Annotated in this window: 11 protein-coding genes; 3 read left to right on the top strand and 8 right to left on the bottom strand. The window is 69.5% G+C overall.

All coding sequences use genetic code 11. The annotated features are described in order from the left end of the window. The 3 genes from PHC73_RS01485 to PHC73_RS01475 all read left to right on the top strand — a co-directional run. A partial coding sequence (locus PHC73_RS01485) for a thioesterase family protein (protein ID WP_300123793.1) occupies window positions 1-401 on the top strand: 401 nt, incomplete at its 5' end. Window positions 402-558: 157 nt separating this feature from the next. Beyond that, complete coding sequence (locus tag PHC73_RS01480) at window positions 559-1,950, top strand: TIGR00366 family protein (protein ID WP_300123792.1); 1,392 nt, start codon at window positions 559-561, stop codon at window positions 1,948-1,950. A 128-nt stretch (window positions 1,951-2,078) separates the two neighbouring features. Then, window positions 2,079-3,059 (top strand): VOC family protein, encoded by a 981-nt coding sequence (locus PHC73_RS01475; protein WP_300123791.1) that lies wholly within the window; start codon window positions 2,079-2,081, stop codon window positions 3,057-3,059. A 9-nt stretch (window positions 3,060-3,068) separates the two neighbouring features. On the opposite strand, the gene PHC73_RS01470 is transcribed toward PHC73_RS01475, so the two are convergent. The 8 genes from PHC73_RS01470 to PHC73_RS01435 form a co-directional block, all read right to left on the bottom strand. Next, window positions 3,069-4,289, bottom strand: a complete 1,221-nt coding sequence (locus PHC73_RS01470) for a glycosyltransferase (protein WP_300123790.1) — start codon at window positions 4,287-4,289, stop codon at window positions 3,069-3,071. After that, the gene (locus PHC73_RS01465; RefSeq protein WP_300123789.1) at window positions 4,286-5,071 is read right to left on the bottom strand and encodes a polysaccharide pyruvyl transferase family protein; all 786 of its coding nucleotides are present in this window, start codon (window positions 5,069-5,071) and stop codon (window positions 4,286-4,288) included. Before PHC73_RS01465 ends, PHC73_RS01470 begins: the two co-directional genes overlap by 4 nt. 584 nt (window positions 5,072-5,655) lie before the next feature. Then, window positions 5,656-6,858: a glycosyltransferase gene (locus PHC73_RS01460; protein ID WP_300123788.1), complete on the bottom strand. Its 1,203-nt coding sequence runs from the start codon at window positions 6,856-6,858 to the stop codon at window positions 5,656-5,658. A gap of 2 nt (window positions 6,859-6,860) precedes the next feature. Continuing rightward, window positions 6,861-8,060: a glycosyltransferase gene (locus tag PHC73_RS01455; protein ID WP_300123787.1), complete on the bottom strand. Its 1,200-nt coding sequence runs from the start codon at window positions 8,058-8,060 to the stop codon at window positions 6,861-6,863. Further along, window positions 8,057-8,773: a 2OG-Fe(II) oxygenase gene (locus tag PHC73_RS01450; protein ID WP_300123786.1), complete on the bottom strand. Its 717-nt coding sequence runs from the start codon at window positions 8,771-8,773 to the stop codon at window positions 8,057-8,059. Before PHC73_RS01450 ends, PHC73_RS01455 begins: the two co-directional genes overlap by 4 nt. A 5-nt stretch (window positions 8,774-8,778) precedes the next feature. Continuing rightward, window positions 8,779-11,076 carry an ELM1/GtrOC1 family putative glycosyltransferase gene (locus PHC73_RS01445; RefSeq protein WP_300123785.1) on the bottom strand — a complete coding sequence of 766 codons (2,298 nt, stop codon included), beginning with the start codon at window positions 11,074-11,076 and terminating at the stop codon, window positions 8,779-8,781. Beyond that, entirely contained in the window at window positions 11,073-12,281 is a 1,209-nt protein-coding gene (locus PHC73_RS01440; RefSeq protein ID WP_366949772.1) for an aminotransferase class I/II-fold pyridoxal phosphate-dependent enzyme, read from the bottom strand. Before PHC73_RS01440 ends, PHC73_RS01445 begins: the two co-directional genes overlap by 4 nt. A 23-nt stretch (window positions 12,282-12,304) precedes the next feature. Further along, a complete protein-coding gene (locus PHC73_RS01435; protein ID WP_300123783.1) occupies window positions 12,305-12,547 on the bottom strand; it encodes an acyl carrier protein in 243 nt (80 codons plus the stop codon). Window positions 12,548-12,556: the final 9 nt, after the last annotated feature.

Here is a 12,556-nt window from a genome sequence, read left to right as displayed (position 1 = left end):
CCGGCCTCGAACACCAGTTCCAGTTCACCGTCACCGACGCCAAGACGGTGCCCAACATCTACCCCGAAGCGGCTGACTTTCAGGTCATGCCGCGCGTGTTCGCCACCGGCTTCATGGTGGCGCTGCTGGAGTGGGCCTGCGTGGACGCCATCAAGCCGCACCTCGACTGGCCGGCCGAGCAGAGCGTCGGCACGCACGTCGACGTGTCGCACCTGGCGGCCACGCCGCCGGGTCTGACGGTGACGGTGCAGGTGCGGCTCGACGAGGTGGACGGCAAGCGCCTGAAATTCTCGGTGAGCGCCCACGACGGCATCGACAAGATCGCCGAGGGCACCCACGAGCGCTTCGTGATCGACGCCGAGAAGTTCAACGCCCGCCTGCAGAAAAAGATTCCGGCCTGAGCGGGGCGCCGCGCACGGCGCCGGATGCCGGAAGCCGCAACGCGGCTGCCCGAGTGCAAGCACAGGTGCGCGGAGCCCGGCGCGGGCGACGGCCACGGGGCGGCGAAGCCGAGAAGGGCACGAACACCCTTTCCAAAATAAAACGAGAGGAGAACCCATGGCACTGCTGGACGCTTTCAGCCGGGCCGGCAACGCCGCCTCGGCGGTGGCCGAGCGTTACATCCCGGATGCCTGGGTGGTGTGCATGGTGCTCACCACCATCGCGCTGGTGCTGGCCGTGTTCGGCGCCCATGCCGAGCCGCTGCGGGCGGTCACCGCCTGGGGCAACGGCATGTGGGGGCTGCTGCAGATCACCATGCAGTTCTCCATCTCGGTGTTCGCGGCCTATGCCTGCGTCATGTCGCGCCCGGGCTTCTGGCTGTTCGACCGCCTGGCGCGCATCCCCAATCCCGACAAGCCGGTTCAGGCGGTGCTGCTGCTGGCGGTCACCACCACCCTGACAGGGCTGCCCAACTTGGCGCTGTGCCTCGTGGTGAGCGCGCTGCTGACTCCGTTCGTGGCGCGCCGCAATCCCAAAACCGACATCCGCGTGCTGTGCGCGGCGGCCTTCATGGGCGTCGGCACCGTCACCAACGCGGCGCTGTCCGGTTCGGCGGCGCTGATCATGGCGACGCCCGACAACCCGATGGTGAAGCCCGCCGTCGGTGCGCCCATCGTCGATCGCCTGTATCCGGTCACCGAGACCGTGTTCGCCGACTTCAACCTCATGCTGCTGGCGCTGCTGTCGGTGGTGAGCATTGCCGCCATCTGCGCCCTGCACCCGCGCGGCAGGACGCCCGTCGTGACGCTGGACGCCGAGCGGCTCGACGCCATCCTGCCGCAGCCGCCGCGCGTCGAGCCCGAGCGCGCCACGCCGGCGAGCTGGCTCGAGAACCGCCGCTTCTGGTGCTATCTGGCCGGCACCATGATCCTGTTCACGCTCGGCTACAACATGGCGACCCAGGGCTTTGCGCGCGCCTGGAACATCAACGCGTACAACGCCGTGTTCCTCGGACTCGCGCTGCTGCTGCACGGCAACCCGCTGTCGTTCGTGCAGGCGGTGCGCCGCGGGCTCGATTCGGCTTACGGCGTGGTGCTGCAGTTTCCGTTCTACGGCGGCATCTTTGGCCTCATGACCGGCACCGAGCTCGGGCACTGGCTGAGCGGCCTGTTCGTGCGCTTCTCCAGCCGGGAACTGTTTCCGCTGGTGATCTACGTGTACTCGGGGATCATGGATTTCTTCGTGCCGTCGGCCGGCTCGAAGTGGATCATCGAGGCGCCGTACATCATCCCGGCGGCGCGCGAGCTTGGCGTGTCGGTCACCACCACGCTGCTTGCCTACATGCACGGCGGCTCGCTGACCAACCTGATTCATCCCTACATGGCCATCCCCATCGTCGCCATCACCGGCATCCGCTTCGGGCGCTTCGCGGGTTACTCGTTCATGGTGGGCGTGCCGATCGGCGTCATGATGATGATCGCCATGCTGTTCATCCCGCCGAATCTTTGAAGCAGGTGCATTCGACCGTGGTAGGAGCGGCTTCAGCCGCGATCGCCTGCTTTCGGCGTGCTGCGTGCCGGAGTCTTCGGGCAGCCGTGTACGGTGCCGCTTCGTAATGCCCTCACAAGGAGGCCCCCATGTCACTACCCGTCACCGCCATCGCCCGGGTGGGCGTGCTGACGCGCGATTGCCGCGCCGCGGCCGCCGAGTACGCGCGCTTTTTCGGCGTCAACGAGTGGCGCCTGGCGGACTGTGCCGGGCGCACCGCGGACGGGCGCGAGTATGCGCACCGGCAGGCGGTGGGCTATGTCAACGGCGTCGGCTTCGAACTGATCGAGCCCAAGTCCGGCCCGTGGGCGGACGAGCTGGCCCGCTGTGGCGAGGGGCCGAGCCATGTGGTGATCCCCGTTTCCGACTGGGCGGCGCTCGATCAGGCGCACAGCGCGGCGGGCCTCGCCACCGCCGCCGAACACGCCGAGCACGGTGGCCGGCGCCGGCTGCTGGACAGCCGCGGCCCGCTCGGCGGGCTCGCGCTGGTGTTCGCCGACGCCGATGCGCTGATCCCGCCCGGCGAGCCGCTGCAGCTGCCGGGCAGCGCCATCCTGCCGGTGCAAAAGCTCTATCAGGTGTCGGTGATGGTGCGCGATCTGGATGCCGCCAAGGAACGCTTTCGTGCGCTGCTCGGCATCGAGGACTGGGTCGACATCGGCATCGACAGCGCGCACATGCCGGGCTGCACCTACTACGGCCAGCCGGTGGAGCACACCGCGCGACTGGCCATCGGCCGCCGCGGCCGGGCGTGCTTCGAGCTGGTCGAGCCGCTGAGTGGCCCCACCGTGTACCGCGACGCCCTCGACCGCCGCGGCGAGTGCGTGCACCACATCATGGTCACGCTGGCGCCGCCGCAGGACTTCGAGCGCGCCGCGCAGGAACTCGCCGGCCGCGGCATCGTGGTCGGCCAGTCGGCCAGCATCCCGGGCCTGATGGCGTTTGCCTACTTCGACGGCGGCAAGCCGCTCGCCGGCCTGTTCGTGGAGGTGATCCAGCCGCTTGCCGACGACTGGCTCGAACGCATGTTCCCGAGCCCGGACATCGCGCGCATCGTGGTCGGCGACTGACGGTCGCCTTCAGGCCCCACCCGCGCCGGGCAGCAGCAGGTCGAGGTACGCTTCGGCGGCGCGCGCCACGCTGAATTCGTAGCCGCGCCGGCGCAGCGCCTCGCGGTCGGGCGGCGCATCCAGCGTGGCGGCGAGCGCCGCTGCCAGCGCATCGGCATCGCCGACGGGCACCAGCCGGCCGTAGCGGCCGCCGTCCAGAATCTCGCGCGGCCCGGACGGGCAGTCGGTGCTCACCACAGGACAGCCGCAGGCCAGTGCCTCGGCCAGCACGTTGGGGAAGCCTTCGGTGCGCGAGCTGAGCACGAACGCCGCCGCCCGGCTCATGGCGGCCAGCGGGTTGGCGCAAAAACCGGGCATCGCCAAGTCCGCTTCGATGCCGAGCGTCTCGGCCAGCGCTTGCAACTCGGCCCGCAGCGGCCCCTCGCCCAGGATCAGCAGCCGCGCCGCCCGCGCCCGGCGCAAGCGCGCGAAGGCGCGCAGCAGCGTTGGGTAGTCCTTTTCCGGCGCCAGGCGCCCGACCGCCAGCAGCACCGGGGCGCCGCCGTCTGCCAGCCAGGGATGCGGCGCCGGCTGCGCGGCGCGGTCGGCGAAGCCGGCGTCCACGATGCCGTTGTGGATCACCGTGATGCGCCCGCGCGGCAGGCCGGTCTGGGCCGCCAGGTCGTCCGCCACACCGCCCGATACGGCCACGATGGCGTCGGCCTCGGCATAGAAAAGTCCCGCCAGGCGCGGCAGCGCCGAGCGCTTTGCTGGCCGACCGGGCCGGGCGATTTGCGACAACTGCGCCCGTTCGCTGACCACCAGCCGCGTCGGCGCGCCCGCCAAACGCCGCGCCCACAGCGCCACCAGGTTGACCGGCGTCTTGGCGGCGAGCAGCGCGGCGGGCTGCTCGGCGTGCAGATACCGCGCCAGCGCCGGCAGGTGGCGCAGGGCGCGCGAGGCGTGTGGCGCGAGCAGCACCGGCCGCAGCAGCGCCCGCCGCTGGCGGCCGGCCGCGCGCAGCGCCGCCACGCGCCCGGCAAGGCTGCCGGTGTCGGGCAGCGGCAGCAGGCGCACCTGCGGCGGCACGGCATCGAGCAGTTCACCCTGCGGGCGGCACACCAGTAGGTCCACGGCCACGCCGCGGCGCGCGAACTCGCCGGCCAGGCGCAGCGTGGCGCGTTCCACGCCGCCGCCGGTGAGCGAGAGCAGCAGCAGGGCGAGGTGCGGCTGAATCGCCGTTTTAGTCATGCCGAGAGAAACTGCTGTTTCCAGTGCTCGATCGTGTTCCAAGGAAGGGTGATGTTTAGGGATCTATCGTCAGCGTATTTCGCCACCGACTCTACGTCGGTACTCGTTGATATTGGTATGCCAAAATCACGCCCTATTTCAATGGCTCGGTTGTCGATCGCGATGATTCTGGCATATTGTCCTTTTTGCAAGGCTCGAATCCCAGCGTGTAGTCGCGTGCCCACGTAGTCGCAACCGCCGATGAGAATTTCGTCAAATGCCTTGAGTGTCGGGGGCAGCACTGTAAATCCGTCCAATCCTAGCTCTTCACGCGCATATTCATAATCATAGAGTCCTTGTGGCCAAAAATAGCGCTCTGGATAAATGGCGCGCAAGCTGTTTAATAATTGCAGGTCTCTCGTTTTGTCCTTTCTATACGCCGTGATGGTGGTGACGACTGCGTTGTTCTTTTTGCTTGCCGTCAGGTTCAACTTGCCACAATCGATAAGCCATAGTGTTGGGCAGGCTGTGTTTACGGCGTTTTTTATGCCGGCTTCCTGAAGTCTTGCCAATGTATAATTGTCGCGCACAGAATGAATCCCAGTCCTTCCCAGGGCCGTCTTCAGCAGTAGCTTCGAGTACCGTGTGAGTGCTGTGTCGTAATTTCGCCAGCCGACGCCGAGCAGAAATGCATTTGTCAAGTAAGCCGCATCCAGCAGGGTAATCTTCCATTGGCGGTGCGCCCGCATGTCACTGGCGAGTAGATTTGTTCCGCCGATTAAAGCCAGTTTGGATTGCTTCATTAATTTTCTAGGGAAACGCTGATTTATTCAGCGTTTCCCGTCCGGGGCAGGATGCCCTGGCATGAATCAAGGGCGTAAGTCCTTGATTCATGGAGCGCGGCGCGGGCGTGTACCGCGCCGCGGCGAGCTGAAAAATTCCACGGACGGAATTTTTCAGCATTTCCCTAGCTCGCCGACCGCCATACAAATGCGTGGGCAGGCTCACAATGTGAGCATTTGGAAATAATTGACATGCAATCCGTCGCACCGCATCCATGATGATCTCGTCGCCGATATTGGTCGTGGCGACCGATGTATCAAATAGTAGGATTGGGTTCATTGGTCCTGCGGGTGTTTTGCTGTTGCGGTGCGCGCGGGGTTGGCGATTTCCGGATGGGAAAGGGTGCGTTTGGGTACTGAGCTATGACTGACTCATGTATTGGCGGCGCATTGCAGTGTGCATTGCGCCGCAGAGATCGTACGATTCACGCACGCAAATTTTTCTTTATTGACATAGGGAAACGCTGAAGAAAACGCTGATTTATTCAGTGTTTTCCGTCCGGGGCAGGATGCCCCAGCGTGAATCAAGGGCGTAACCCCTTGATTCACGGAGCGTCGCGCGGGCGTGTACCGCGTGACGGCGAGCTGAAAAATTCCATGGACGGAATTTTTCCGCACTTCCATAGCAATTCAAGATACCTTGGCGCTGCCGCCACGGCGCTGAAATCAAAGGCGCGCCCCTCGAGAGTGCGATGCTCGACCGGCGCGTCGAGGCTTTGTTCGATGGCCGCGGCGAGTGCGTCTGCATCCCCCACCGGTGTGAGGCGCCCGTAGCGGCGGTGGTCGAGGATCTCGGCCGGGCCGGCCGGGCAGTCGGTGCTGACCACAGGACAGCCGCAGGCCAGCGCCTCGATCAGTACCGTTGGCAATCCCTCCCAGGCCGACGACAGCACGAACAGCCGCGCCCGGCGCAGATACGCGAGCGGGTTTCGCACGAAGCCCGGCAGGCGCACGTCTGCGGCGATGCCGAGCTCGCGGGCCAGCGCCTCGAGCGCCGGGCGCTGGTTGCCCTCGCCCAGGATCAGCAGTCGCGCCGGGCGCCGGGCGCGTACCTTGGCAAATGCGCGCAGCAGCGTCGCCTGGTCCTTTTGCACGCGCAGCTGCGCCACGTTGATCAGCACCGGCGGCGCACCCGGCGCGAACCAGGGATCGTCCAGCGCCTCGTCGCGCGCCGCCAGCAGCGCCGGGGTGATGACCGGGTTGTAGATGGTGTGGACCCGCGCCGGCGGCAGCGGAAAGCGCGACAGAAGGTCCTGGCGCACGCCTTCGGACACGGCGACGATGGCGTCGGCACGCGGATACAAGCGGGCCATGAGGCGCGGCAGCAGGCGGCGGCGCTTGCGCTGCGCCGCGCCGGCGGTGGAGGCGCCGACGTGGATGTGTTCGGAAACCACCACGCGGGTCGATCCGCCGGCCAGACGTTTGGCGGCGAGCGCGATCACGTTCGGCCACTCGCCGCCGCTGAGCAGCGCCGCCGGCCGTTCGTGGCGCAGATACGCGGCCAGCGCCGGCAGCGCCAGTGGCACGAACCAGCGCTTGTGCCGGCGCACGCCAGGCAGGTCGGCAAGCCGCGGCGCGAGTTCCACCAGGCGCACGCCATCGGGCAGACCCTCGGCCGGCGGCCGGCCGCGCGGCGCCAGCAGGTCCACACGGTGGCCGGCGGCGGCGAACTCGGCGGTGAGGTTCAGCATCATGCGCTGGATCGCCCCGCGCGGCCAGGACGATGCGAACACGGCGAGCCTGGCCATCGCTACGCCGGCGGGTGGCGAAATTTGGCGGCGGCCTCCCCGAGCAACAGGTCGAGGTAGGCATCCACGGCCCTTGGCACGGAAAACAGCGCCGCCCGCTCGCGCTGGCGCAGCGCATCGTTCGGGGCGGCGAGCGCTTGCTGCATGGCGGCAGCCAGCGCCTTTTCATCACCGACCGGCACCAGCCGGCCGTAGCGGCCGTGGTCGAGGATCTCGGCCGGCCCGGACGGGCAGTCGGTGCTGACGATGCGACAGCCGCAGGCCAGCGCCTGGATGAGTGCGCCCGGCAGGCCCTCGTAGCGTGACGACATGACGTACAGATCAGCCCGCGCCAGGGCGGCGAACGGATTTTCGGCATAGCCTGGCAAGGCCACCGCATCGGCGATGCCAAGCTCGCGGGCCAGCGCCTCGAGCTGCGGGCGCTTGCGCCCTTCGCCGAGGATCAGCAGCCGTGCCGGTTGCTGTGCGCGCAGCCGGGCAAACGCCCGCAGCAGCGTGGCAAAGTCCTTCTGCGCCGCAAGACGCCCCACCGCCACGATCACCGGCGCGCCGCCGTCGGTCAGCCACGGGTGTGGCGCGGGTTCGGCCGCGCGTTCAGCGATATGGTCGAGGTCGGTGGGGTTGTAGACGGTGACGATGCGCTGGCGCGGCAGGCGGGCGACGGCAGCGAGATCATCCGCCACGCCGTTCGACACCGCCACGATCGCGTCGGCGCGCGGGTAGTAGCGGCGCGTCATCCAGGCCAGCAGCGGGCGGCGGCGCAGGATGGGCAGCTTGCTGTTGGTGATGGCCACCGACAGCTGCGTGCGCTGGCTGATGACCAGGCGCGTGCCGGTGCCGGCCAGATCACGGCCCCAGATGGCGGCCAGGTTCACGTAATGCGAGGCCGACAGCAGCGCCGCCGGGCGCTGCCGGCGCAGGTAACCGGCGATCGCGGGCGCCATCAGCAGGGCGCGGCGCCGCTTGCGGGCGCGGATGATGGGCAGGCGCAGCCACCAGCGCGAGAGGTTCACCAGGCGCACGTTGGCCGGTATCTGGTCGCGGAACGGGCCGCGCTCGTCCGGCACCAGCAGGTCGACGGCCAGACCCCGGTCGGCAAGGCCGCCAGCCAGCGTCAGCATGGTGCGCTGCACGCCGCCCAGGCCAAGGCCCGAAATCAGCAGCGCGACGCGCGGCGCTGCTACCTGCTCTGGCGCGCTCAATAGCCGCCCTGCCCGCGCAGGCGTCGCCACCAGGACGGGCCGCCGCCGGGTTCGATGACCAGGATGAACACCCGCCGCAGCGCCTGCGGCGGGCAGCGAATCTCGCGCACCGCGTGCCAGGAGTGATCGGTGCGCGCGAACAGCAGGCTGCGGTTGCCGATGGCGACGGCGGCGGTGACGCGCTCGAAGTCCTCGAGCCGCGGCGCCGAGTCGGGCGGCGGCGGGTGGTCGGAATCCAAAATCAGCGTCTCGCCGCCCCAGGACGGGTCCCAGTCTTTTTCGGTATTGAAGTAGAAGATGTGCGAGCCGAGCTTGCGTTTGGCGTCGCAGTGCGGCGACACCGAGCAGCCGTTTGGCGTGTAGTGCCAGTGGCAGGACAGGCCGACGCTGCGCACGCCGAACATGCGCTTCAAAAACGCCGTGTAAACCGGGCCGTTCAGCTCGGCGACGAACTCGTGCCACGGCGCATCCAGCGGCAGGTCCGGTCGGTATTCGAGCGCGTAGCGGTCGTGGCTTTGCTGGCCGTGTTTGCGCGCCACGCCGAAGTGCTTGTCGAACAGTTCGAGCTCCGGCAGTGTCTCGTACAGCGTCGCGAAGCCCTGCTCGGTGAGCAGACCCTGCGGGTTGATCCACGGAAACGGGCGGCGATGCTGGAAGTACGCGGCATCGAGCGCATCAAGGCGCGCCGCATCGAGATAACGCAGGTCGGACATGGGCCTCAGGGAATCGGTTGTTCGGCGCACAGCAGCTCGCGCGCGCGGGTGGCGGCGTCGCCGAGCGCCCGCGCCAGCAGATCGGGCCCAAGCAGCGCCGGTGCGGGCTCGGCCGGCAGGCTCGGCAGGCCGAGGCTGCGCTGCACCGCCGCCACGTCGCGCTCGCGGCTGACGAGGCCGGCCACCAGCAGCCGATCGTACAGCCGGCCGAGCCGGTTCTGCTGGCGCGCCGTGCCGCGGCTGCCGGCGGCGCGTTCGATGAGGCCCAGGCGTTTTTCGATCCAGCGCAGCAGGCGCTGACCGGGCGTGCGGTGCAGCGGCGGTGGGAACACCGCCACCGGCTTGCCACTGGCGGCGGCCTCGGCCAGCATCGAGGCGCTGTCGCCGGTGACGATGAGCGCATCGGCCAGCGCGAGCAGCGCGCGGTAGGGATTGTCGCCGCTGCCGTAGCGGTGACAGAAGGCGCTTTGGCCAAGCGCGCCTTCGAGTGCCACGGCGGCGGCCGCCGAAGTGCGCGGGCCGGTGGTGGCGAGCACGCTGCCGCCGCGCTGCGCGGCGAGCGCCTGCGCCGCCTGCGCCAGACGCCGGGCGGCGGCCGCGTCCAGCCGGTACGGCGCCCGATCGCCGCCCACCAGAACGCCGATCCACGGCCGCGGCAGCGCGGCCCACTGGTCCTGCCAGCGGGTGAGCTCGGCGTCATCGACGGCGGCCGGCCTGACCGGCGGCGCCGGCAGGTGCAGCACGTTGCCGCGCACCGGCAGGCCGTACTGCGGCGTGGTGATGACCAGATCGAACGCCTTGAGCGGCGCCCGCGGGCGGCCGAGCAGCACGCTGCGCGTGCGCCCACCGCTTTGCCGGACGATCCAGCGCGCCACACTGGCGCTGCGCCGCCCGGCGGCGATCACCAGATCCGGCCACGGCGGCAGCAGCGGCGGCTCGGCGCCGGCAAGGCCCAGGCGCGTGGCGCCCTTGAGCCAGCCCGGCAGGCGCGACAGCGCCGTAAATCGCAGGCGGTGCACCTGCGCGGGGCAGCCGAGCGCGGCGGCCAGGGCGTCGATCTGCGCGTTGTCGCCGGCGTGTTTGCCGTGCAGGCACCACACCGTGGGCGCAGCCGGACCTGCTGCGGGCGCCTGCCAGCCGTGCGTGCGTCGGCCGGCTGCATCCAGCAGGTCGAGCCGCCAGGCGCGCCCGGGATGGCGGCGCGCGGCCGCGCGCAGGCGCTGGCGCCACCACTGTTCGGTGTCGGCGGGCGCCTCGGCCAGTGTCGGGGCGACGGCGACGTAAACGGCGCGCGTGGCGGCGGCGAACAGCGCGTCGAGCAGCCACGGCAAGTCTTCGGCCGGGCACAGCTCCAAGCGCGCGGCGGCGATCAACTCCGCCTTGGCGCCGGGCAAGGCGTCGAGCGGCAGCGCGGTCGCGTCGAGTCCGGCCAGCGCCGCCGTATCGAGCGGTCCCAGGCACGCCACGCGGCCGTCGGGCCCGGCCAGCGCGGCGAGCTCGGCCGGCGCCTGCAGCGGCGCCAAGGCGGCCAGGCGCGCTGCGGCGTCCCGAAACGCCGGGCTCGGCGCCGCGGCCGTGAAGATCTCGTAGCCCGCAGCGTCGGCCTCGCGCTCGAGGTCGCGCCACAGCTCACCGAGCGGGTGCGGGTGGTAGGAGTACTGCTCGGGGGTCGGGTGCCACGGCTGCAGGTTCAGCGCCGTGTAGTGCAGGCAGGCCGTGAAGCCGGGCCGGTATTCCATGTCACGCGCGTGCCACTTGGCCGGCAGCGGCGCCCACAGGCCGGGTTTTTCGGCCGCCAGCTGCAGCAGCGTTTTCTTGTCGAGGCGCTGCGCGCGCTCGAGCGTCCAGACCTCGGCCATGCGTGCGCAGTCGATCAGCATCACCGCGGTGTCGGCCGGCGTGATGGCGAGATAGCCCGCCTCGCCCAGCGGCAGGTCGAACAGCTCGGCCGGGTCCGCCAGGTAAATCTCGTCGACATCGTTGTAGATGGCGCGGCCCTGCCGGTCGGCGAGATCGGGAATGGCGAAGCGGAAGTTGGTGAAGCCGGTGCGCCAGCGGCCCTGGGCGAAGCCCGGCAGGCGCGTCATCCGGTACACCTCGTACACCCGCCCGGGGTGGCGCACCTTCATCAGCGAGTAGAAGAACACCCGCTCGGCGCGGTGCTGGGCGGGTTCGGTGCCCAGAAAGATGCGCACCGGCGGGCGGTCGATGGCGACCGCCCCCGGCAGAACGTCGAAGCGGACCGGCTCGAGGTGCGGCACGGGCGGTGCTGCAGCCGCCGGCTGCGCGGCGGCCGGGCTCATGCCAGGGCGGCCTGTCCTGGTGCAGCGCTGCGTCCGCCCGGCAGAGCGGCGAACGCGGCCAGGATGTGGTCGATCTGCGCGTCGCTGTGGGCGGCGCTGATGCTGCAGCGCAGCAGGCTGATGCCGCCCGGCGTGGCCGGCGGCACCATGAGGTTGACGTACACGCCGGCGTCGAGCAGTTGCTGCCAGTCGGCCAGCGCCTGCTCGCGGCTGTCGCGTGCGATGGCCAGCACCGGACTGGGCGCGGCGGCCGGCGGCAGGCCGAGCGCGGTGAGCCCCTGGTGCAGGCGCGACACGTTGTGCCAGAGGCGCTCGCGCAGTTGCGGGCGGCTGCGCAAGTGGCCGAGCGCCTGGCGCGTGGAGGCGATGGTGGCCGGCGACGGCGAGGCGGTGAAGATGTACGGCCGGCTGGTGTAGCGCACCAGGCCGAATTCCGGGTGCGGACTGACGCAGAAGCCGCCGACCCCGCCCAGGCTCTTGCTGAAGGTGCCGACCACGAAATCGACGCCGTCCATGACGCCTGCCGCCTCGCACAGGCCACGCCCATGCTCGCCGAGCACGCCCAGCGAATGCGCCTCGTCCACCATCAGCATGGCGCCGTGCCGTTTTTTGGCTGCCACGATGTCGGCCAGCGGTGCCTGGTCGCCGAGCATGCTGTAAATGCCCTCCACGATCACCAGCGCATTGTGAGCGCGCTCGCCGAGGCGGGCCAGACGGCGGTCAAGATCGGCCGCATTGTTGTGCCGGAAGCGGATCACCTCGGCGCCGGATAGTTTGCAGCCGTCGTAGATGCTGGCGTGGCAATCGCTGTCGATGACCAGCACGTCGCCGGGCCCGGTGAGGGCGCCGATCATGCCGAGGTTGGCCAGGTAGCCGGTCGAGAACACGATCGCTTCCGGCCAGCCGTAGAACGCTGCCAGTTCGCGCTCGAGCGCCAGATGGCCGGCATAGCTGCCGTTGGCCATGCGCGAGCCGGTGGTGCCGGTGCCCTCGCGGCGCAGGGCGGCGATGCCGGCCTCGATGCAGTCGTGATCGAAGGTGAGGCCGAGGTAGTTGTTGGTGCCGCCGAGGATGACCTGGCGGCCGGCGACGATGCCTTCGGTCGGCGACAGGATGCGTTCCACGGTGACGCCGAACGGCACCAGGCCGCCCGCGCTGACCACGTCGCGCCGCACCGCCGCGGCGCTGGCGAGTTTGTCGAACAGTCCCACGGTGACGTGCCGGGCGGTCAGGACAGCAAACCCTGCACGGCGGCGGCGAGCTCGCCCACCGTGCGCACGTCGGCCATCACGTTGACCGGAATCGAGATGTCGAAAGCGTCTTCCAGTTCCATCAGCAGTTCCATGACCTGCAGGGAGTCGAGCCCCAGATCGGCGACCAGGTCGGTATCACCGGTGACGTGCTTGCCGCCCGTCAGGTCGCTGAGGCGAGCCTGCAGGGTTTCGAGGATGCGCTGCGCGCTGACTGCCATGTATTCCTC

The sequence above is a fragment of the Immundisolibacter sp. genome (assembly GCF_028696615.1).
In the GTDB taxonomy this organism is placed as follows: domain Bacteria; phylum Pseudomonadota; class Gammaproteobacteria; order Immundisolibacterales; family Immundisolibacteraceae; genus Immundisolibacter.
Note: the sequence above shows the minus strand (reverse complement) of the source record. Positions and strands in the feature narration are given on the sequence as shown.